The following is a 20,851-nucleotide window of genomic DNA, read 5'->3' as shown; positions in this document are numbered from 1 at the left end:
TCAGGCCAACTGCGCAGTGGTGGCGGCTTCGACAGGCTGCGCCGAACGCACGGTGCGCCAGGTGTTGTAAGCCATCAGGAACATGCCGCTGAGGAAGATCGCACCGCCCACCAGCCGCACGATGAAGCCAGGGTGGCTGGCCACCAGGGTTTCGACGAAGGAGTAGGTCAAGGTGCCGTCTTCGTTGACCGCACGCCACATCAGGCCCTGGGCGATGCCGTTGACCCACATCGAGGCGATGTAGAGCACGGTGCCGATGGTGGCCAGCCAGAAGTGCGCGTTGATCAGGCCGAGGCTGTACATCTGCTCGCGGCCAAAGACTTTCGGGATCATGTGGTACAGCGCGCCGATGGAGATCATCGCCACCCAGCCGAGGGCGCCGGCGTGTACGTGGCCGATGGTCCAGTCGGTGTAGTGGGAGAGGGCGTTGACGGTCTTGATTGCCATCATCGGGCCTTCGAAGGTCGACATGCCGTAGAACGCCAGGGACACCACGAGGAAGCGCAGGATCGGGTCGCTGCGCAACTTATGCCAGGCGCCCGACAGGGTCATCATGCCGTTGATCATGCCGCCCCAGCTCGGTGCCAGCAGCACCAGGGACATCACCATGCCCAGGGACTGTGCCCAGTCCGGCAGCGCGGTGTAGTGCAAGTGGTGCGGGCCGGCCCAGATGTACAGGGTGATCAGCGCCCAGAAGTGCACGATGGACAAGCGATAGGAATACACCGGACGCTCGGCCTGCTTGGGCACGAAGTAATACATCATGCCCAAGAAACCGGCGGTGAGGAAAAAGCCTACCGCGTTATGCCCATACCACCACTGCACCATGGCATCCGTCGCACCGCCATAGAGGGAGTAGGACTTGGTCAGGCTGACCGGGATTTCCAGGTTGTTGACGATATGCAGGATGGCCACGGTGATGATGAACGCACCGAAGAACCAGTTGCCGACGTAGATGTGCTTGGTGTTGCGCTTGGCCACGGTGCCAAAGAACACAATTGCGTAGGCCACCCAGACAATGGTGATCAGAATATCGATCGGCCATTCCAGCTCAGCGTATTCCTTGGAACTGGTGTAGCCCAGCGGCAGGGAGATCGCTGCCAGCAGGATGACCAACTGCCAGCCCCAGAAGCAGAACGCGGCGATTTTCGGCGCGAACAGCTGCGTCTGGCAGGTGCGTTGCACCGAGTAGAAGGAGCTGGCGAACAGCGCGCAGCCACCGAAGGCGAAGATCACCGCGTTGGTGTGCAGCGGGCGCAGGCGGCCGAAGCTGGTCCACGGCAGATCGAAGTTGAGTGCAGGCCACACCAATTGGGCCGCGAGAAAAACCCCGAGCCCCATGCCGACGATGCCCCACACCACCGTCATAATGGCGAATTGGCGGACCACCTTGTAGTTATAGGCGGTACTTAAAGTAGTGTTCATGGTTCCCCATCCACGGTTCAACCCAAGCAGATGCGGCACTTGGGCTGGAGTTATAGGCAGACTAAAAAGCGAGGCAAGCATGGGCAAAGAGCACAAGGCCAGTATTGACGGGGATCAATGGGCGCAGTGTGTGCGGGAACATGGGTGGTTGTGGGATGTCGCGGCCGGGGCGCTTTCGAGCGAGCCCGTCACGCTGATCCTGGCCCACGGCGCCGGCGCACCGATGGACTCATCCTTCATGAACGACATGGCTGCACGCCTTGCCGGGCATGGCGTCAACGTGTTGCGCTTTGAGTTCCCCTACATGGCCCAGCGCCGGGTGGATGGCGGCAAGCGCCCGCCGAACCCGGCACCGAAACTGCTGGAAGCCTGGCGCGGGGTGCATGCCGAGGTGCGACGTCATGTCGCTGGGAAACTGGCCATTGGCGGCAAGTCCATGGGCGGGCGCATGGCCAGTTTGTTGGCCGATGAACTGGGGGCCGATGGGCTGGTGTGCCTGGGGTATCCGTTCTATGCGGTGGGCAAGCCGGAGAAACCACGGGTCGAGCATTTGGCGGGGTTGAAGACGCCGACCTTGATTGTGCAGGGCGAGCGCGATGCGCTGGGTAATCGGGCGGCGGTTGAAGGGTATGAATTGTCGCCGAGCATCGAGGTGATGTGGCTGGTGGCGGGGGATCATGACTTGAAGCCGTTGAAGGCGTCGGGGTTTAGTCATGAGCAGCATTTGGGGGCGGCTGCGGTGAAGGTGGCCGGGTTTCTCGGCGTGCTCTAGGGCCCTATCGGGGGCAAGCCCCCTCCCACATTTTGATTTGCGAATACAGTCAAAGTGTGGGAGGGGGCTTGTCGAATCGTCGCACCGCCCCGATAGCGACCTACCGGTTAAACCGCTCCACCAGCGAATACTGGGTATTCGCCGTATGCGTCAATTCTTCACTCAACTGCGCCGAGTTCAACGCCTGCTCCGAGGTCTGGTCCGCCAGCAACGCAATGGTGCTGATGTTGCGGCTGATCTCTTCGGCCACCGAGCTTTGCTCTTCGGTCGCCGCCGCGATCTGGGTGGTCATGTCGGTGATATGCGCCACCGCCTCACTGATCCCTACCAACGCCTGATCCGCCTCCATCACCCGCGCCACACCTTCTTCGGCCTGGCGATGCCCGGCGTCCATGGTCTGTACGGCAGCGGCGGCGGTTTGTTGCAGCTTGGCGATCAGGGCATGGATCTGCCCGGTCGACTCGGCTGTGCGCTGTGCCAATTGGCGGACTTCGTCGGCAACCACCGCAAAACCCCGGCCCATTTCACCGGCACGGGCCGCTTCGATGGCGGCGTTGAGCGCCAGCAGGTTGGTCTGGTCGGCAATGCCCTTGATCACGTCGACCACGCCGCCGATTTCATCACTGTCCTTGGCCAGTTGGGTGACGGTCACACCGGTCTCACCCACTGCAACGGACAAGCGCTGGATCGCCTCGCGGGTTTCCCCGGCGATATCGCGGCCACGGCCGGTGAGGCGGTTGGCTTCCTGGGTTGCGTCCGCTGTGCGCTGCACATGGCTGGCGACTTCCTGGGTGGTGGCCGCCATCTGGTTAACGGCGGTCGCCACCTGCTCAGTCTCGACGCGCTGGCGTTCCAGGCCGCTGGAGCTGTTGTGCGCCAGGGTGTTGGACTGCGCGGCCTGGTCGTTGAGGTGCTCGGCGGTGTCCTGCAGGCGGGTAAGACACGTTTTCAGACGTGCCTCCTGGCTGAGGATCGACATCTCCAGGCGCGCCTGGGCGCCACGGCTGTCGGTGTACATCTGCGCGATCAGCGGGTCGGAGGTGGTCTGCTCGGCCAGGCGCAGCAAACGCTTGAGGCCGCGCTGTTGCCAGCTCAGGCCGAGCAGGCCCAACGGCACCGACAATCCCGCCGCCAGGGCAAAGCCCCAGTGGGAGTTGAGCGAGGCGCCGATCATGAAACTCAACTGGCTCACCAGGATAAACGGCAGCCAGTCCTGCAACACCGGTAGCCACTTGTCCCGCTGGGGGATCGCCGACTTGCCCTGGTTGATGCGTTGGTAGAGCGCTTCGGCCCGGCGGATCTGCTCGGCGGTGGGCTTGATGCGCACCGATTCGTAGCCGACCACCTGGTTGCCTTCGAAAACCGGCGTCACATAGGCGTTAACCCAGTAATGGTCACCGGTCTTGCAGCGATTCTTGACAATGCCCATCCATGGCAAGCCTTGTTTGAGCGTTGACCACATGTGCGCGAACACCGCCGCCGGAACGTCCGGGTGACGCACCAGGTTGTGCGGGGCACGCACCAGTTCGTCGCGAGAGAACCCACTGATTTCGACGAAGGCGTCGTTGCAGTAGGTGATCACGCCTTTGGCATCTGTGGTGGAGATCAACCGTTGCTGAGCGGGGAAGGTACGTTCGCGCTGGGTAACGGGTTGGTTATTACGCATGATTGTTCAATCCGCAAGGCTTTCAGGGGGTATCGGCAAGATCGGCGGTTTATTTAACTTATTTTTGCAACAATCGGCGGTACGCAAGTCCCCCCTGCAGGGGATCAACCGGCCAGCATCGGGTACGTAAACAACCCGAAGTGAAGCAGATTCAAGCCAAAGTGCGTGGCCACCGCCGCACCCAGGCCGCCAAACCGATAGGCCAGGCCGTAACCCACCCCGGCGATGCTCGCCAGCAATACCCAATGCCAGCCTGCGCCGATGTGCACCAGGCCGAACAGCAGCGAGGCCAGCAGCAGCGCCAGGTTCTCGCCATAAGGCAGGTGTTTGAAACGTCGGCTCAAGCCGCCCTGCACATAACCGCGGAACAGGGCTTCTTCCACCAGGGTCACCAGCAGCAGGTTATTGAGTACCCACAGCCAGGCCTGTTCCGGCCATTTCGGTGCCCAACTGATCACGCCCAGCAACGCCGCTCCGCCGAGGGCGGCGATGGCGGTGAGGGTCAACGCCAGGGCGGCCACGCAGATCGACAAACGCAACGAGCGCCGCGCCGCAATCCACGGGCAGGCCAGCAACAGCCAGAAGCCGATCAGCGGTTTATCCTGGTTCAGGTACATCGAGAAGGGCACGGCATCCTCGGTGAAACGCTGCGAGGCAATGCCGCGCCCGTTGTAGAAACCCGGCAACCAGTGCATCGCCAGGCTCAGGGCCAGCACCACAAACAGCCCGTGGCCCAGGTAACGCGCCCAGGGCATGCGTTGCTGGCGTACGGCGTAGCCGGCAATCAGCAGCAGGGCGACGGACACGCCCGCCAGCGCGCCCAATTGCCCGTAGATCAAGGCCAGTAGATAGCCAATGGAAAGAAGCGCCAGGTACAGCCAGGGCAATGCGATCATGGGAAATCCTTGGGAAAAACTGGGCGACATTATAGCGATCTGTCCTACGGGCCCCACATGAAACTCCTCCATTCAGAGTGATTGCAAAACCTATCACCGGCTGGTTATAGTCCGAGCCTCTTCATCCCTTCACACAAGATCAGCCCATGCCAGCTCTCCAGCGCACAGCGGTAGTCGATTCAGCGGTCAACGCTGTGGTCGTGCCGTGCGCGAACAAGCAGCCTGCGCAGATCAGTCACTACCCCCCACCTGTCAGTAGCACGCCGGTGTACGCAGTCGTATCACCGCCGGGTGTTGGTATTTCGGGCTGATCAGCTGATTGCTGTTCCCGTCTGCCCGCCTGAAAAAAACCTAATGCATTTCAGCGTCTGCTGAATCGGCTTTTTTTGCCTGATGACAGGTGGTAACCATGTCTGTTCTTTCGAAACAATCCGTGGCCGCGGCGGCCTCGACGAGCCTGTTTGTATTGCTGTGGAGCAGCGGGGCGATCTTCTCCAAATGGGGCCTGGCGCACGCGTCACCCTTTGCGTTTCTGTTGATCCGTTTTGCCATTGCCCTTGTGGGCCTGGTGGTGCTGATACCGATCCTCAAGTTGAAACTGCCGCACCCCGGCAAGCCTCTGTTGTACGCAGCGACGACGGGGTTGGTGTTGTTGGGGGCCTATCAGATTTTCTATCTGTTGGCCCTGGACCTCAACGTCACCCCCGGCGTGATGGCAACCATCATGGGCGTACAGCCGATCCTCACCGTTGTGCTGATGGAGCGCCAGCGCTCATTCAGCCGCGTGTTCGGCCTCGGCCTCGGGTTGGCGGGGCTGATCATGGTGGTGTATCAGGGCATCGGCCTGTCTGGCATGTCCCTGGCGGGCATGCTGTTCGGGCTGCTGGCCCTGGCCAGCATGACCTTCGGCTCGATCATGCAGAAACGCATCACCGACAACCCCTTGGGCACGCTGCCGGTGCAGTACCTGGCGGGGTTGCTGCTGTGTTCGGTGTTTGTGCCGTTCCAGCCGTTTCATTTTGAACACAGCAGCAGCTTCTACCTACCGGTACTGTGGATGGGCTTGGTGGTGTCGTTGCTGGCCACGCTGTTGCTGTACCGCCTGATCGCCCGGGGCAACCTGGTGAATGTCACCAGTTTGTTTTACCTGGTGCCGGCGGTGACGGCGGTGATGGATTACCTGATCTTTGGCAATAGGCTCGCGCTGTTGAGCCTGTTGGGGATGGGGTTGATCATCATCGGTTTGGTGTTTGTTTTTCGTAAGGGTTAGGGGCTCGCGCCCTCCTTCGTCGCTGTGTGCGGAGGAGGGGCAGGCGAGACGAGTGGCTACTCGCTCAGTGTCTCGGCGAGGCGTTTCACGTAGTCGCGTAATTCCGGTACGGCCGTCGCTTCCCAGTCACGTGCCTGGAGAAAGGGGCCGACGTAATACAGCCAGTGTGATTCTGTTCCGTCACGCCCTACCAGCGCGCCGGAAGGTGCTATTGCGATGCTTGTTCCGAGTACGTCGGGTATAAGCAGGCCGCTGATGCGTAGTGATTCCAGTAAGGGGTCGTTCAATTGTCGCAGGTCAAATGCCGGCGTCGTGCAGTTGATCACTGCACCGACTTCAATGCTTTCCTCGGTGTAGGTGCCCCGGCGTTGAAAACTTACGCTGACGTACTCCTCATTGGGTGCGAAGCCGGTTACCCGTCCCGCGAAAAGCTTGAGTTTGCCGCTGGTGATCTCGGTCTGCAGGCGTGCTCCTGATTGCGGGGCGCAACGATGACGATGAGTGTCCCAGTAGGGGCGCACATGACGCAAAAAACGCTGTCGCTCGATAATGGGGAGTGCATGCCATAGCTGGGCCGTGGTTGATCTGAGCCCGCCGATCACATCTCTCCAGTCCCCCCCAGTACGCGCTTGGTGCTTGATTGCGTCACGGACTGCGCGCAGATAGTGCCGGGTCGTGCAGTTGTCCAACATTCGCCGGGACAGGTGTTCATCATAGGAAGGGCGTTCATTCAACACCCGATGAGGTTGTGGGGCGAGGCCTCGACGAGATACTGCATGAATCACTCCATGATGCCCACGGTCACGGAGGTCAAGCACTACGTCCAACATTGTCAGTCCGCTACCGATGAGGAAAACGGGGGTGTCTGAGCCGACATTGCTGAGTGCATCGGCTTTCCACGGGTCATGTATGTAACGCGGGTTTGCGTAAAACAACTGGTGCTCTGCCGCGCTGTACGGTTGTTGGCGAGCGCAGCTGCCGATACTCAAGACAACCTTGTCGACCTCGAAATGATCGCCGTTGTTCATGATCAGGTGCGCTCCATCATCCGCTGTGTTGGGTATCACCTCAACAACCTCGCCGATGACATTTTGCAGTTCGCGGCCTTGAGCTGCGTTCTGCGAGGCGTCGTCCAACAACGACTCCAAATAATCACCGTAGAGCTGTCTTTGCACAAAGGATCCCGGCGTGATGTCGGAATCATGGTTCTTGGCAAATTCAAGGAAACTGTCTTCATCGTCACTCAGGGCGTTCATTCTGCCTGCTGGGACGTTGAGGACGTGTGCGGGAGAGTGGGTTCCATAGGCAATGCCACGCGCAATTGAACCAGGCCGGCTGATCAACAGGATTTTCTGTTGTGTAGCGGTTGGGTTGCGCAGTAACCGCACCGCTAGCGTCGAGCCGCAAAAGCCTGCACCTATAATTGCAATAGTCCGGGTCTTCATCCTTGCTCCAGTTTGAATGAGGTAGCTTTTCTCAACTGACGACGTGAAGCGTTGAGTTTTTTGTGGGTGGGTGGTCCAGCAAGCGATTAGCGCATAGTGACGTGGATAAGGGGAGGCGTTCTAGTGCTCAGCTGGCGGGAATGAGTTTTTATTGATGGGTGTCACTTCGCTTGCGTCGGCTGTAGAGGCAAATAAAGCTCGGAAGCCTGAGTGGTATCAATGAGCCATGCTAGTTAAGGGTTGAGTTGAGCACCAGGATATAATTAATGAACTTTCTTTCAGTTGACGCTGTCCTGCTGTTTTGTGCCAAGTTGGTGCAAAAGCGAGTTAGAGCAGAAAGTTCTTTCAAGAGTCACATGTTAGTAATAAGTCGATGGTTGTTTGTAAGCGGTTCAAGGCTGCGATTTCAGCCTTGTAGCGCTCTAGCTTGCAGATTGTGCAGCGCAGCCCCACAGGCCGGGCTCGGCCTTATTATCACGCCCGACCATTGGTCATGATGTAAGATTGTACCTTCTGAATATAACTGCAATAATTCTGGTTTTCTTAGGGCACATACCGCTGATTCCTACAGGCGAGTAGGTGCATTGCAGCGGGATACTTGTGTCTATTACCACATTGCGTAGTCCGTCTCGCCTTGAGTCAAGCGATGTTTGCGAAGCGAAAGTTGTCGTCCTGATGTGCACGTACAACGGCCAGTCATTCCTTGCAGAGCAGCTTGATTCGTTTGAGCGGCAGACCCACTCCAACTGGACGTTGATGGTGTCGGACGACGGCTCTCAGGATGGAACCCTTTCGCTGTTGGACGATTACAGCCGTCGCTGGGGTCGTGCTCGCCTTGGAGTAATGGAGGGACCGAAGAGAGGGTATGCTGCCAATTTCCTCTCGTTGACTTATAGAGTGGATGAGGCGGATTTCTTTGCCTGGTCCGATCAAGACGACATCTGGAATGAAGACAAGCTGGAGGTGGCGCTGGTTTGGTTACAGACCGTTCCGGCCCATGTACCTGCGCTTTATTGTGGTCGTACTCAATTGATTAGTGAGGCGGGCGTGCATCTTGGATATTCGCCGCGATTTCGCCTCGCTCCTGGTTTTGGCAATGCACTGGTCCAAAGTATTGCAGGTGGGAACACGATGGTGTTCAACAAGGCTGCTCGTGCGCTGTTATGCGAGGCGGGCTATGATCTGAGTGTGCCTGCTCATGACTGGTGGCTCTATCAGTTGATCTCGGGGGCGGGCGGACGCGTTCACTATGATCCGCAGCCTAAGATGAAATATCGTCAGCATGCTGAGAATGTGATTGGTAGCAATGCTGGTTGGGCGGCACGATTAGTTCGACTGAGGATGGTTTTTCAAGGGCGGTTTCATGAGTGGAATGACCAGAACATCCTGGCCCTTGATGCAATGCAACACCGTTTGTGCAAAAAAAACCAAGGAACGCTCGAGCGTTTCAAGCAGGCGCGGACCCAGACCGTCTTTCGCAGAATTTCTGGCGTCTGGTTGGCGGGACTCTACCGCCAAACTCTGTTGGGGAATCTGGGGCTTCTGCTAGCAACTATAATGAAGAAACTTTGAGTTCGATCGAACGTAATCCATTCAATCTGCGGATAAGCGTTGGTCAAAACGCCCTGGGCGTCAGTCATTTTTTGGTGGTTTTCGATGGCTCTACACTCTGTGCTTTGACGATCATCCGTAAGAACCGGAGTGCAAGAATGCTCCAGGTCCCTGTTTTTAAATTATCCAATGATAGAGTGTTCGATAATGCACCCAGTTGACGCGAATAAAAATGTAGTAATCGTTCTGGGGATGCATCGCAGTGGCACCAGCGCTATCGCTGCGGGGCTTGAGCAGCTCGGCCTGAGCATGGGGAATTCTTTGTATCAGGGCGACGAATGGAATCCCAAGGGCTATTTCGAAGAGCGTCAAGTTGTCGAATTCAATAACAGGCTGCTTGCCTCGTACAACTGCCGCTGGGACTCTCCCTTGCCGCCTCTGCTGGGGAGTGGAGGGCAGTGGGAGGCGCATATCGGTGAAGCTGTGGAGCTGGTACGAGGGTTGTTTGGCGAAGCGCCTGCCTGGGGATTCAAAGATCCACGAATGTGTCTGCTTGCCCCGTTTTGGGGGAAAGTGTTCTCACAATTGGAAGTAAAGCCGCAACTGATGCTGGTGGTGCGCCACCCAGGCGAGGTGGTGCATTCGCTAGCTCGACGTGATGGTATTTCAGTTGAACGTGGGGCCTGGCTGTGGATGACACATTTGCTTGGAGCCTTGGAATATCTGGAAATCGCAGGTGACATGCGATTTTTCATATTTGATCATTTGCTTTTTCAACCGGCCGACTTTCTTTCAGGTGTCGCGAATTGGCTTGGGTTGACACCTGCCCAAGACACTATCGAGCACTTCGCGGGCGACTTCATTGCTCCAACGTTATCCCATGGCTCGGAGGCCCAGCATTTGAGTCTTCCGGGGCTGGTCCTGAGAGCCTATGAGGCTGTGCGTGGCGCTATCGATGAGGGTATGACCCCCAGTGCCTTGCGTGAGAGTGCTCAGTGGATTCGCATAACGTCTGAATTTCAGCGTGATATCATCCCGAAGCTTTTGTCGGTAGAAAAGTTTTACAAGGATGACCGGCAGCTTTCGACCTTAGAGTCACGAATTGCTGCTTTGACTAAGGGATTGGCAGTGGCTGAGAAGATGGCAGTCGAACGTCTGGGTGAGATGCGGAAACTCGATACTCAGCTTATTCAGACCAGCGACGCTCTGGCCCGCGCTGAATTGATCGTTTTGGAGCAGCGTTCGATGCTTGAGCGTGCAAACGAGCAGGGGGGGAGCGAGTCTGGCAACCAAGTCGAGCCGTTGGCTCAATCCAAGTTTCAGCAAGAAGCAACTGCGCGACTAGAAGCGCTTGATTCCCGTCTGCACAAGGCCGAGACACTTGCAGTTGAGCGTTTGGAGCAGATGCACAAGCTTGATGCCCAATTGAATCAAACCAGCGCCGCGCTTGCCCGTGCTGAGCACATTGTATTGGATCAGCAGGCTGTGATTGAGCGTCAAAACGAGGCCTACTCCCTGTTCCGAGAGGCCGAGTTGATAGCGATTGAACGTTTGGAGCATATGCAAAAACTGGATGCTCAGTTGATTGAAATGAGTGCTGCGCTTTCGCGCGCCGAAGGCATCGTCGTTGAGCAACAGCAAGCTTTCCAGCAAAGGGATGAGATGCAGGCGGGTTTTCGAGAGGCAGAGAGGCTTGCGTTTGAGCGTCTGGCAGAGATGCAGAAACTTAACGCTCAGCTTGTTCAAACCACGGATGCTCTGGCTAACGCCGAACGAATCGTTCAGGAGCAACAGGATGCGTTGGAACGCGCATATTTACGGGTGTCGCTTAGCGAGGTGACGCCAGTGCTTGTAGCGGAGTCATCGCAAAACGCGACTCTGGACCCTCAGCTCAATAAGTAGGTGGCTTTGGCTAATGTCGAAGAACCGTTGTGGTAGTCAGTTGATAGTGGAACCGATATACATGGATGTAGTTGATCCCGACCTGCAATATGGCAGTCCAAAAGAAGTACGATCGACAACGTTAATCTGTCAGACAGACCATCTCGTGCGACATCCCCATGGCCTTTTCGGGTTTGGATGGGCGTTGGATCATGAGCATGCAATTGTTCAGGCCCGCCTTCATATGCACTTTGCGGGCGGGCGGCTTGAGCGAGTCGCAGTTTCTTTAGGTCGGTCTCGGGAAGACGTTGCCGCAGCATTCCCCGCTAATGCTCAGGCGGCCAATTCGGGTTTTATGGTGATCGCCGGGTGGGGAACTGAGGCGCCCGAGAGGTGTGAACTCGTTTTTGAGATGCAGGCTGGCGTGATAGCTCGTCATGAGCTTGCTTTACCAGCACACGACGCAGTGCAAAGTACTGAAGTGTCGCAGAGTCTATATCTCGCCAAGCGAGCCTGGGCCTATCTGCGTCGAGGAAGTATCAGGACATTGGTCAGAAAGTGCCTTCGATATCGTGGGCGAAACCCTACGCTGGAGAGCTCCAACGAGACTGCTCTCGCGGCACGTTTGAAAAACCGCCCATGCCGCCTAGTGATCGATCATTCGATGGGAGGCGGAGCCAACCTGTTTCGCGAGCGCGTGGTGACTGATTGGCGGTCCTCGGGCGATACCGTAATACTGCTTAGTTTTCGCGTTTCCTCCATGCAGACTTTTGTCGAAGTACGAGACCGTAGCGGATCCTATTCATGCCAATTGCCCAGCTTGGTCAGCTTTCTCGAGTTGCTGGTGGGCACGGATCTTAAACAAGTATTTTTCAACTGCGCCGTATCTTTTCCGCACCCGCAAAGCCTCCGGGCGTTCATGCTGGCGTTGAAACAACGGACCAGCGCCAGCCTGATCGTGGCGATACATGAATATTTCCTTGTTTGCCCTTCGCATTTTCTGCTGGACGATAACGGGCAGTACTGCGGTATACCATCTGTATCGCGTTGTAATGCTTGTTTGAGCAGCCATCCCGACGGATTCGTCTCCCTCACGGGGGAGCGCTCAATCGTACGCTGGCGTGAAATGTGGGGGGAGTTGCTCTATGCCGCAGACGAAATTCGCTGCTTTTCAAAATCTTCTTGTACGTTGCTTGAGCGTGCGTATCCGGGGATCGAGGGGCGTATCAAGCTCTTTCCTCATTACGTTGAGCCTCTACGCGAAGTCAGTGTGCCCACTCCGCCGCGAAGCTATTTGACGATCGGGGTAATAGGTTCGATCTCCCACCACAAAGGGGCAGGCATCCTTCAAGATCTGGCAGCGGCGATTCATCAAGTGAGCGCGCCGGTCCGAATCGTCGTCGTTGGAAATGTAGACGCGCCATGCCACCCTGAAGTGTTGAAAGAAACAGGCCCTTATGCACAAGACGATTTACCCAAAATCGTTGAAAAGCATGGCATCAGTATGGCTTTTCTACCGTCAATTTGCCCTGAGACATTCTCATTTGTCGCGCATGAAATCCTGTCGATGAAACTTCCGCTTATCTGCCTGGATCTGGGGGCTCAAGCCGACTTGGTTCGCAGTCTTGACACCACTGGCTATATCGCAACGCGACAGGATGGCCCAGGCTTACTTGAGGATATCCTGGCGTTTGATCGTTCTCTTCACCCTTTAAGCCTTAAGGTCATTTCTTGAAAAAAATACACGTATACACCAGTGCCGCCTGCAACTACATCCCGAAAGTTCGAGCATTGGTAGAGTCGATCAAAAAATTCCATCCTGAGTGGGTTGTGCATTTGGCTCTGTCGGATGAAGTACCGGCAGGTCTGGATCTTTCCGCAGAACCGTTTGATGAAATTCACCCCATTAGCAGTCTCGATATACCGAATGCAAATGGCTGGGCGTTTTGTCACACGATCGTAGAGCTATCGACAGCTATCAAGCCGTTCCTCCTGGCAAGACTGCTTGATCGTCCAGATTGTGCCGGAGTCATCTATCTTGATCCAGATACTGTACTATTTTCACCTCTGCATGATGTGCTGGAAGCTATCCAGCATTCAAATATCGCGCTGACGCCTCATCAGGTCACTCCTGAGCCAACGTTAGCCGCCATCATGGATAACGAGATCTCCAGCCTGAAACACGGCATTTATAACCTGGGGTTCCTTGCGGTTGCGCCAACGGAAATAGGTAAACAGTTCGCGCGTTGGTGGTCAGACCGTCTGTATTATTTCTGCCGAGCTGAAATTCACAATGGCCTTTTTACTGATCAGCGCTGGATCGATCTGGTACCAGCTTTTTTCGAGGGCGTCTGCATCCTGCGAACCTCGCGCCTGAACGTCGCCCCCTGGAACATTACAACTCGGCAAATTACGGGTGAATTACCGGATAACGTGATGGTGGATGGGCAGCCTCTTGGTTTCTATCACTTCACAGGGTTTGACAGTGGTGCGCATCGGACCATGGCTTGGAAAAACGCAGCTAACCAGCCAACGGCACATGCGTTGATAAATTGGTACACGGAGACTATTGCTGACCTGGGTAAGGATCCGTTGAGCCAAGTGCCATGGGCGTTCTCTCGTTTTGCAGACGGTACTGCGATTCCCAAAGGTGCACGACTCATTTATCGAGAGCGACTGGACCTGCAGCAGGCCTTTCCTGATCCTTTTGCAACCGAAGGCGGCGGTTATCTCGCCTGGTGGGAATCCCAGGGGCGCGTGGAGTTTCCGGCCCTATTTGACCCGGTCACCTCGCCAGCGGAAATACTTCGGGTGACGTCTGCGTTGACCCCGGGATATCAAGCGGGTGGGGTTCCGGTTGTCTTCAGTTCCAGTCGTGTGCGTGAGCATTTGGGCCAAGTACTGGACGACCCACGTCACGGGGTGTTGTTGGCTAAGCGTGCTTGGGAAGTGCTTCGTACGGAAGGTGTTCCGGGAATCATGAAGCGTATTTCCCGATGAATCTGCCCGTTGAACAGGACTGGATGCAATGTCAGTGATAGATGTTAATCGACGAGCCGCCGCGACAAGTCAGAGCAAGATGTTGTCTGCGCTAGTGGCTGTTAATTCGAGCCCTGTGAGCCGGCTCGTTGTTATGCTCACTTTCGTTCTTGCGTGTGCTGCCATTGCGCTACATGCACCTGGGCAGATGTCGATGGACACGAGCATCCAACTCTACGAGGCCGCTATCGGGCAGTCCGTAAGTTGGGGGCCACCGTTTATGTCGGCCCTGCTCAGGTGGATGGGTGGTGGAGAGCTCTCGGCTGCGTTGTTTGTGATGATCAATGCGGTTCTTCTTTATGGGGCCTTTGCGGTTGTCGCTTTAACAATGCTGCAAATACGCGCTGCTCAAGGCCTTAATGACATCCCTACATGGCGGGTCGTTATTGCGTTCTTGGTGATCATGAACCCTATTGTTTTCATTTATGTGGGCATTGTCTGGAAAGATGTGCTTTTCGCGTCTTTGCTAACAGCGGCGTGTGCCTGTGCGATTGCTGCAACGATAGGTTCACCGCTGCGCCGTTATTGCTGTATCGGTTTATCCATAGTTTTGCTAGGTGCCGGGTACCAGGCGCGTCAGCAAGGGGTATTCATGGCGCCGATCCTCTTACTGTCACTTATGTTCGCTCTTTATTCCTTCAGGCCGACGAAGAAAGTCCTGGGTGCTTCGGTGATCATTGTTTTATTCGTAACTGTTGTCATGAGCATTCAGCACCAGGTCGCATCGTCGGTGAAAGGTGCCGGTGATCGCGCCAGTTCCGTGGGCTTTCGCAGCATCATACAGTTCGATCTGGCAGGTATTATCAGTAACTCTAAGCTTCCTCCTGGCGAGCTTGCTCTCCCTGTGACGCAAGAGCAGCTTTCTGCCATTAAGTCCGCCTACGATCCGGCCAGGATTGACTTTCTTGATTTGAATCCGGTGGTTCGTGTTTGGTTAGCTTCCATACCTAGCGAAACGCTACGGGATGAATGGTGGGGGATGGTGAAGCAAAATCCGGGGGCCTATTTGGAACATCGCATAATGACCTACGCGACTTTGCTGGGGCTTCGAGGACTGAATGGTACTTTGCCGGTCACCGTTGGCGTTGAAGGCAACCCGGAATACCTGACTGCAGTACATGTGAGGCCAGGTACCACGCCAAGGGCTCAAGTAGTTTATGACATGGCTGTGTCTTTTTTCAGTTGGCCGATTTACCGCCACGCTTTCTGGATGTCGGCGCTTGTCGTGATCGTTGCTGTGGGCGTGCGCAAGATTTCTCGCGGTCCGGTTAAAGCAATCGGTGGCGTTATTGCGCTGGCGACAGTCTTGATGTATGGGTCCTTCCTACCGACTAGCATTGCTTCGGACTTCAGGTATTTGTTTGCGACGATACCGTTGGTCATGGTCTTGGGCTTGATTCTGTTGTTCGGTGTCGGTGAAAAAAGCGGCGCAGAGGGTTAAGCGAGAAGCCGTTGGCAAGGCCTTGTGTATACAAGCGTCCAAGCCAATTTAAGATGGATATCTATCCGGTTTGTCTTGGCTGAGCAGCCCATACCCAGTGGTTTGTCAATCACTGGGTCTTTTAATCCCTGCTTTGGCTGTCTTGTACGTTCTTTGCCCCAAAACGGCCTACCCAAGTTTCGTTCGGAAAGGTCAAACGGCAGATTTGAGGAGAATCATTATCAACCGTCATATGGAATACGATCTGCAGGGCGATATGAGAGGCCGTTTATGAACCCTCATGCTCCTCAGCCGATCTCGATTGGGTCACTGGTACGTAGTTTGTGGGTGAATCGCCAGCTGATTACTCAAATGACAAGGCGAGAGGTGGTCGGTCGCTATAAGGGATCATTTCTTGGTTTGGGGTGGTCGTTTCTCAATCCTTTACTGATGCTCGCGGTATACACCTTTGTCTTTTCTGTCGTCTTCCGTTCACGTTGGGGAATAGCGGAAAGTGGCGTCGAAGAAAGCAAGGCAATGTTCGCCGTTGTGTTATTTGTCGGTATGATCGTGTATGGCTTGTTTGCGGAGATACTTAATCGTGCTCCCAGCTTGATTGTCGGCAATGTCAATTATGTGAAAAAAGTGGTTTTCCCTCTTGAGATCTTGCCCGTTGTTGCCGCTTGTGCGGCGCTTTTTCATGCACTGGTTAGTCTGATGGTCTGGCTAATGGCATACACATTACTTATTGGTGTCCCTCACTGGCACGTGCTATTTCTTCCTCTTGTACTGTTTCCGTTATTGGTCCTTGCGTTGGGGGTTGCATGGTTTCTTGCGGCTCTTGGAGTTTTCTTGCGGGATGTCGGGCAGACAGTGGCCATCATCACCACGATGATGATGTTTTTGGCGCCGGTATTCTTTCCCGTCAAAAACCTCCCGCCAGAATTTCAACCGCTTATCATGGCGAACCCCCTGACATTTATAATTGAACAATCTCGCGACGTTCTAATCTGGGGGAAAGCTCCGGATTTTATGGGGTTGCTTCAATACTTTATTGTTGCGTTAGTGGTGTTCTGGGCAGGGTACATCTGGTTCCAGAAAATGCGAAAAGGTTTTTCTGATGTGCTCTGATATAGCGATAAAGGTAAATGGTGTTAGTAAGTGCTTTCACATTTATGACAATCCGCGTGACCGCTTTCTGCAAATGTTTAATGGTCGACGAAAGCAATACTTTAGAGAGTTTTGGGCACTACGTGAAATTTCGTTTGTTGTAAGAAAGGGTGAGACAGTTGGAATCATTGGCCGCAACGGCAGTGGCAAGTCAACCTTATTGCAAGTTATTTGTGGAACGTTAACGCCGACCGCTGGCGATGTTCAAACTTCCGGGCGAGTGGCTGCATTACTTGAGTTAGGCTCCGGATTCAATCCGGACTTCAGTGGACGTGAAAATGTCTACATGAATGCTGCGGTACTTGGCTTGTCGCGAGAAGAAACAGACACACGATTTTCCGAAATCGAAGCATTCGCGGAGATCGGCAATTTTATTGATCAGCCGGTCAAGACCTATTCCAGTGGCATGATGGTGCGCCTTGCTTTTGCGGTAGCTATTAATGTTGATCCGCAAATTCTTATCGTTGACGAAGCATTGTCAGTGGGCGACGAGTTGTTTCAACGTAAATGCTTTGCTCGAATTGAAGCGATTAAGGCCAAGGGGGCGACAATCCTATTCGTATCGCATTCAGGCAGCGCAGTTGTTGAGTTGTGTGATCGTGCTATTCTTTTGGATAACGGTGACAAGCTCACGGAAGGTGCTCCCAAGAATGTGATCGGAAAATATCAAAAGTTACTTTATGCTCCTGCCGATAAGGTTGAGGGTATTCGTGCTGCGGTGAGCGCTGAAGGGGATGTGTCGCTGTCGACGTTGAATTCAGTAGCAGGGGCGAGCGCACACGCCTCCTCGAAGAATACTACGGATGATGTAGAGGAATTTTACGACCCTCATTTGAAATCCCAAAGTGAGCTTGCCTATGAATCCCATGGTGCAGTCATTAACTTGCCGCAAATTGTCAATCTGGCAGGCGAGCCGGTTAATTGCCTGGCGCGAGGGAGAACTTATCGCTATACCTATAAGACTGTTTTTTCCGTTGCTGCAACCGGTGTGCGTTTTGGCATGATGATTAAAACCTTGGCTGGAGTCGAGTTGGGGGGCGCCGCTACTGCGACGAGCCCGCAGGACGCAGTCAGCTATGTTTCACCCGGAACCGTTGTTCAGGTTGAGTTTGCCTTTGAATGTAATCTGAACCCAGGGACGTATTTTGTGAATGCAGGTGTTCTGGGAGCAGTCAACGGGGAGGAAACATATCTCCATCGGCTACTGGATGCGTGCCTGTTTCGAGTGCTGCCAGTAACGGAGCAGTTGGCAACAGGAGTCATAGATTTTAAATGTGTTTCTGATGTACTAATTTCAAGCGGTGAAAGCGTTTAGTACAAGAATAACCGACTTTTAATGAGTTCTATTTGATGGTTAATAATTTGGTATTTCAAGCCTCTAGCGTCAGTGTCACAGCCAGGGCGACAATGAAAGGACAAAAGCCCTTAGTGCTGTGGTTAACTGGCCTCAGTGGCGCGGGGAAGACCACGGTTGCAAACGCAATTGAGATTGCCTTGGTCGAGCGAGGTCGACACACCTTCTTGATTGACGGTGATAATGTTCGCCTGGGGTTATGTCGAGATCTAGGCTTCAGCGACGCTGATCGTGAAGAAAATATCCGGCGCGTGGCGGAAGTGTCACGGTTATTCATAGATGCAGGATTGATCGTGATTACCTCGTTTATCTCGCCATTCGAGCGAGATAGAGCAGTTGCGCGTGAAGTCATCGGTGCCGATGCGTTTACGGAAATCTTTGTTGATGCGCCGCTTTCCGAGTGCGAGCGCCGTGACCCGAAGGGGCTTTATGTAAAAGCCCGTAAAGGATTGATCAAGAAATTTACAGGTATCGACTCCATCTACGAGGCTCCACTTGCGCCGGATATACACCTCAATACGTTGAATGATGATGTAGCGACGGTGGTTTCAAAGGTGATGGCTTATCTGGACGCGCGCGGGTTGGCGTAAGTGCTTGAGCACGGATTCAGGTCTTCACAACTATGATAATGCCTAACATAATAATGGCCACACCGAAGAAATACTGTGGTTGAAAGCGTTCTCCAAATACAAAGTGACTGCCTATAGGAACCAGTACGAATGCCAGTGCCATCAGCGGATATGCCTTGCCTAAGTCAATTTTTTGTAACACCCATATCCAGGCTATTGTAGTGATTCCGTACAGCGCAAAAGCTGAGAACAGGGTGATTAACGTTTTGGTATCAAACCAACTGCCACTCTGGTGAACGGAAAGAGCACTAAGTTTAAATAAAATTTGTCCGGTCGCAATGCCAATGACACAGGCAAATGCTATAAAATAAGTCATGAGCGCTGTTCCTTTTTTGGCAGTATGTGTTTCTTTCGTAAAACGTGAAAGGCTTGGCGCGGCGAAGAGGAAATATCATGGCCTATAAAGGCAAGTAGAAGCTGGAAGCCAATAATAACAGGCAGCGCAGACAGCATGACCGTACCGGCAGGGGTGGGGATATTTTGATGCAGAGACTCGACCCAGTGGCTAATCCCAAACGTTGAGCCGGCGGTCAACAAGATAAGACCGAGGGGCAATTCGATGGATGCCAGTGACATGCCCCGAAGATAATAATTGTAGAAAATACGTTTACCAAAGTTTCGAATATGTTTAATTAGGAATTCTCCAATTACCTTGGAGACTTTAAGATTGCTGACTTCATCTTCGTACTTGGCGTCCATGGGGATGTCGATCACCAAGGCACCCAGTGTATTAAGGCGGAATAGCATGTCGGTTTCAAAGAAATAGCGTTGGCTGATTTTGTCAAGCGGAAGGTGTTTGGCTACTTCACTGTGTATGGCCGTATAACCATTTGTTGGATCAAAGAGCTCCCAATATCCGGAGGACAGTTTTGTCATAAATGACAGCACAGCGTTTCCGAAAAGCCGAATTTTTGGCATTTCAGATATTTTTTCCAAATTGAAAAAACGATTGCCTTTGGTGTAGTCGGCATTACCCGCGATGATGGGGGATACAAAGTCACTGATCAAGCTCGGGTCCATTTGCCCATCACCGTCAATCTTGACGATAATATCAATTCCATCTGCGATTGCGGCGCGGTAGCCTGTCATGACTGCTCCGCCAACGCCCAAGTTGACAGGGTTGCGCAATACGGTGATCCGCTCGTCTGTACAGTGTTGAGCGACGAAATCACCTGATCCCTCTGGACAGCAGTCGTCTACGACGTAGATCTTACAAACTTCCGGCCCGATCAGCCGAATTACTCCCAATATGTGGCTCTTTACTTTATAGCTGGGAATCAGAACCGCTATTTTCGTCGTTTGATCTGACACGCGAGTGCTCCATCTCTCATGCAAAAAAATATAAGTTAGGCTAGCATACTTAATTGTGATTAAGAACCATTAGGTGTCATTAAATTAATTGTTGTTTGATACTCCGCTTGATTGAGGGAGTAGGGGGCCTATTCCATCTAAAATGTCATGGGATGGGGAGGGGCAAGGGGGGAGGGGGGCGGGCCTTTGGTTCCTCAAGCGGATGCGAATCTGCAATGGATTCTCACAAGCTCGGACTGCAGTGCAGTGGTTGCACTTTTATCGAGTTGCCAAACCGAGGCGGGAGCAATCTGAATAAAATAGTGGCCTTGAAAAGCCCTCGCCTGAAGGTTGTTTAGGGCAGTTGATGATTATCCTAATTCAGGTGCGACAGCTTTTTATGAAGTTGCGTGAATGCAAGGCGCATAGTCGACCAATCTAAAAAGCCTTGTTGTTCATAATGCCAGAGCTGTTGATGTGAACATTATTGTAATTGATGCCGGGTCGCCCCCTTGCAGCGACTGAGTGTCGTAATAAAAATAGTTGCCTCCGCAAAAGGAAATAAACCTAACCAGCTGCGTCATTGAGACGGATATGAGTTTTCCAGATATTTTTATTGCTTTGATTGCGCACGACTTAAATAGAGTTATCTGTATGCAGTTTGTGTAATATTTATTTCAAGGGAGATCGACGATCCTTTTTAGTTTTGGTGGCATAGTATTTGTAGAGATTGAAATAGTAAAATCTTCATGGATGAGTTTCGGGCTGCAATGCGCGGCCAACATGCTGTCATTCTTGGTGGAGTAAAAAAATTTACTCGTTTTGATAATCCTTTTGGTACGCGAGCGTTGCGTTCTTTTCGGGGCCGTCGAAGTGTCTTTTAAGCGGCGAGTTATTGGACAGTAAAAGTATCGTTTAAAATGCTGCGCCTATATACGTGAATGCCGCCATCCAGCAAGCTGTTCATGAATAGGTCTCTTTATGTTAGGGCTTTAAATATTAATGGCGCATACTTGATTGAAAAGTGTGTTGCCCTTTTGTCT

Annotated in this window: 16 protein-coding genes; 10 read left to right on the top strand and 6 right to left on the bottom strand. The window is 53.8% G+C overall.

Annotated elements, in window-relative coordinates; genetic code table 11:
• Positions 1 to 1,425 carry a cytochrome-c oxidase, cbb3-type subunit I gene (ccoN, locus tag ACZ445_RS22395; RefSeq protein ID WP_058427329.1) on the bottom strand — a complete coding sequence of 475 codons (1,425 nt, stop codon included), beginning with the start codon at positions 1,423 to 1,425 and terminating at the stop codon, positions 1 to 3.
• Positions 1,426 to 1,504: 79 nt separating this feature from the next.
• Here ccoN and ACZ445_RS22390 point away from each other — a divergent pair, with 79 nt between their 5' ends.
• Positions 1,505 to 2,197, top strand: coding sequence for an alpha/beta family hydrolase (locus ACZ445_RS22390; protein ID WP_464707585.1), 693 nt, complete (start codon positions 1,505 to 1,507; stop codon positions 2,195 to 2,197).
• Positions 2,198 to 2,297: 100 nt separating this feature from the next.
• On the opposite strand, the gene ACZ445_RS22385 is transcribed toward ACZ445_RS22390, so the two are convergent.
• Positions 2,298 to 3,863: a methyl-accepting chemotaxis protein gene (locus ACZ445_RS22385; RefSeq protein WP_058427327.1), complete on the bottom strand. Its 1,566-nt coding sequence runs from the start codon at positions 3,861 to 3,863 to the stop codon at positions 2,298 to 2,300.
• Positions 3,864 to 3,967: 104 nt separating this feature from the next.
• The gene (locus ACZ445_RS22380) at positions 3,968 to 4,759 is read right to left on the bottom strand and encodes a lysostaphin resistance A-like protein (RefSeq protein WP_464707584.1); all 792 of its coding nucleotides are present in this window, start codon (positions 4,757 to 4,759) and stop codon (positions 3,968 to 3,970) included.
• 409 nt (positions 4,760 to 5,168) lie between these two features.
• Between ACZ445_RS22380 and ACZ445_RS22375 the strand changes: the two genes are divergently transcribed.
• A complete protein-coding gene (locus tag ACZ445_RS22375) occupies positions 5,169 to 6,029 on the top strand; it encodes a DMT family transporter (RefSeq protein ID WP_058427325.1) in 861 nt (286 codons plus the stop codon).
• A 56-nt stretch (positions 6,030 to 6,085) separates the two neighbouring features.
• Here the strand turns inward: ACZ445_RS22375 and ACZ445_RS22370 are convergent, their stop codons facing one another.
• Positions 6,086 to 7,474: an FAD/NAD(P)-binding protein gene (locus ACZ445_RS22370; protein ID WP_058427324.1), complete on the bottom strand. Its 1,389-nt coding sequence runs from the start codon at positions 7,472 to 7,474 to the stop codon at positions 6,086 to 6,088.
• A gap of 675 nt (positions 7,475 to 8,149) precedes the next feature.
• On the opposite strand from ACZ445_RS22370, the gene ACZ445_RS22365 reads away from it, so the two are divergent.
• The 8 genes from ACZ445_RS22365 to cysC all read left to right on the top strand — a co-directional run bounded on the left by ACZ445_RS22365 (position 8,150) and on the right by cysC (position 18,479).
• Positions 8,150 to 9,046 (top strand): glycosyltransferase family 2 protein, encoded by an 897-nt coding sequence (locus tag ACZ445_RS22365; protein ID WP_058427323.1) that lies wholly within the window; start codon positions 8,150 to 8,152, stop codon positions 9,044 to 9,046.
• 186 nt (positions 9,047 to 9,232) lie between these two features.
• Complete coding sequence (locus tag ACZ445_RS22360) at positions 9,233 to 10,927, top strand: sulfotransferase family protein (RefSeq protein WP_310863404.1); 1,695 nt, start codon at positions 9,233 to 9,235, stop codon at positions 10,925 to 10,927.
• 61 nt (positions 10,928 to 10,988) lie between these two features.
• Positions 10,989 to 12,641 carry a glycosyltransferase gene (locus tag ACZ445_RS22355; protein ID WP_179029801.1) on the top strand — a complete coding sequence of 551 codons (1,653 nt, stop codon included), beginning with the start codon at positions 10,989 to 10,991 and terminating at the stop codon, positions 12,639 to 12,641.
• On the top strand, positions 12,638 to 13,906 hold the full coding sequence (locus ACZ445_RS22350) for a hypothetical protein (RefSeq protein ID WP_058427320.1): 1,269 nt from the start codon (positions 12,638 to 12,640) through the stop codon (positions 13,904 to 13,906). Before ACZ445_RS22355 ends, ACZ445_RS22350 begins: the two co-directional genes overlap by 4 nt.
• Positions 13,907 to 14,039: 133 nt before the next feature.
• Complete coding sequence (locus ACZ445_RS22345) at positions 14,040 to 15,386, top strand: hypothetical protein (RefSeq protein WP_179029800.1); 1,347 nt, start codon at positions 14,040 to 14,042, stop codon at positions 15,384 to 15,386.
• A 270-nt stretch (positions 15,387 to 15,656) separates the two neighbouring features.
• On the top strand, positions 15,657 to 16,496 hold the full coding sequence (locus ACZ445_RS22340; protein WP_058427318.1) for an ABC transporter permease: 840 nt from the start codon (positions 15,657 to 15,659) through the stop codon (positions 16,494 to 16,496).
• Entirely contained in the window at positions 16,486 to 17,850 is a 1,365-nt protein-coding gene (locus ACZ445_RS22335) for an ABC transporter ATP-binding protein (protein ID WP_183133315.1), read from the top strand. Before ACZ445_RS22340 ends, ACZ445_RS22335 begins: the two co-directional genes overlap by 11 nt.
• Positions 17,851 to 17,885: 35 nt before the next feature.
• Positions 17,886 to 18,479 (top strand): adenylyl-sulfate kinase, encoded by a 594-nt coding sequence (gene cysC, locus ACZ445_RS22330; protein WP_464707582.1) that lies wholly within the window; start codon positions 17,886 to 17,888, stop codon positions 18,477 to 18,479.
• A gap of 16 nt (positions 18,480 to 18,495) precedes the next feature.
• Here cysC and ACZ445_RS22325 read toward each other — a convergent pair whose 3' ends face one another.
• Together ACZ445_RS22325 and ACZ445_RS22320 are read right to left on the bottom strand one after the other, a co-directional pair.
• Entirely contained in the window at positions 18,496 to 18,834 is a 339-nt protein-coding gene (locus ACZ445_RS22325) for an EamA family transporter (RefSeq protein ID WP_058427316.1), read from the bottom strand.
• Positions 18,831 to 19,829 carry a glycosyltransferase family 2 protein gene (locus tag ACZ445_RS22320; protein WP_058427315.1) on the bottom strand — a complete coding sequence of 333 codons (999 nt, stop codon included), beginning with the start codon at positions 19,827 to 19,829 and terminating at the stop codon, positions 18,831 to 18,833. Before ACZ445_RS22320 ends, ACZ445_RS22325 begins: the two co-directional genes overlap by 4 nt.
• Between the last annotated feature and the right edge of the window lie 1,022 nt (positions 19,830 to 20,851).

Source organism: Pseudomonas allii (assembly GCF_055380095.1).
The sequence above is the reverse complement of the archived record's forward strand: the minus strand, read 5'-3'. Positions and strand labels throughout refer to the sequence as shown.

Excerpts from the sequence above, each read along its gene's own strand:
- ACZ445_RS22375 (WP_058427325.1), top strand. The coding sequence starts at position 5,169 with ATGTCTGTTCTTTCGAAACAATCCGTGGCCGCGGCGGCCTCGACGAGC.
- ACZ445_RS22355 (WP_179029801.1), top strand. The coding sequence starts at position 10,989 with ATGGATGTAGTTGATCCCGACCTGCAATATGGCAGTCCAAAAGAAGTA.
- ACZ445_RS22370 (WP_058427324.1), bottom strand. The coding sequence starts at position 7,474 with ATGAAGACCCGGACTATTGCAATTATAGGTGCAGGCTTTTGCGGCTCG.
- cysC (WP_464707582.1), top strand. The coding sequence starts at position 17,886 with ATGGTTAATAATTTGGTATTTCAAGCCTCTAGCGTCAGTGTCACAGCC.
- ACZ445_RS22385 (WP_058427327.1), bottom strand. The coding sequence starts at position 3,863 with ATGCGTAATAACCAACCCGTTACCCAGCGCGAACGTACCTTCCCCGCT.
- ACZ445_RS22345 (WP_179029800.1), top strand. The coding sequence starts at position 14,040 with ATGCTCACTTTCGTTCTTGCGTGTGCTGCCATTGCGCTACATGCACCT.
- ACZ445_RS22360 (WP_310863404.1), top strand. The coding sequence starts at position 9,233 with ATGCACCCAGTTGACGCGAATAAAAATGTAGTAATCGTTCTGGGGATG.
- ACZ445_RS22365 (WP_058427323.1), top strand. The coding sequence starts at position 8,150 with ATGTGCACGTACAACGGCCAGTCATTCCTTGCAGAGCAGCTTGATTCG.
- ACZ445_RS22380 (WP_464707584.1), bottom strand. The coding sequence starts at position 4,759 with ATGATCGCATTGCCCTGGCTGTACCTGGCGCTTCTTTCCATTGGCTAT.
- ACZ445_RS22390 (WP_464707585.1), top strand. The coding sequence starts at position 1,505 with ATGGGCAAAGAGCACAAGGCCAGTATTGACGGGGATCAATGGGCGCAG.
- ACZ445_RS22325 (WP_058427316.1), bottom strand. The coding sequence starts at position 18,834 with ATGACTTATTTTATAGCATTTGCCTGTGTCATTGGCATTGCGACCGGA.
- ACZ445_RS22340 (WP_058427318.1), top strand. The coding sequence starts at position 15,657 with ATGAACCCTCATGCTCCTCAGCCGATCTCGATTGGGTCACTGGTACGT.
- ccoN (WP_058427329.1), bottom strand. The coding sequence starts at position 1,425 with ATGAACACTACTTTAAGTACCGCCTATAACTACAAGGTGGTCCGCCAA.
- ACZ445_RS22335 (WP_183133315.1), top strand. The coding sequence starts at position 16,486 with ATGTGCTCTGATATAGCGATAAAGGTAAATGGTGTTAGTAAGTGCTTT.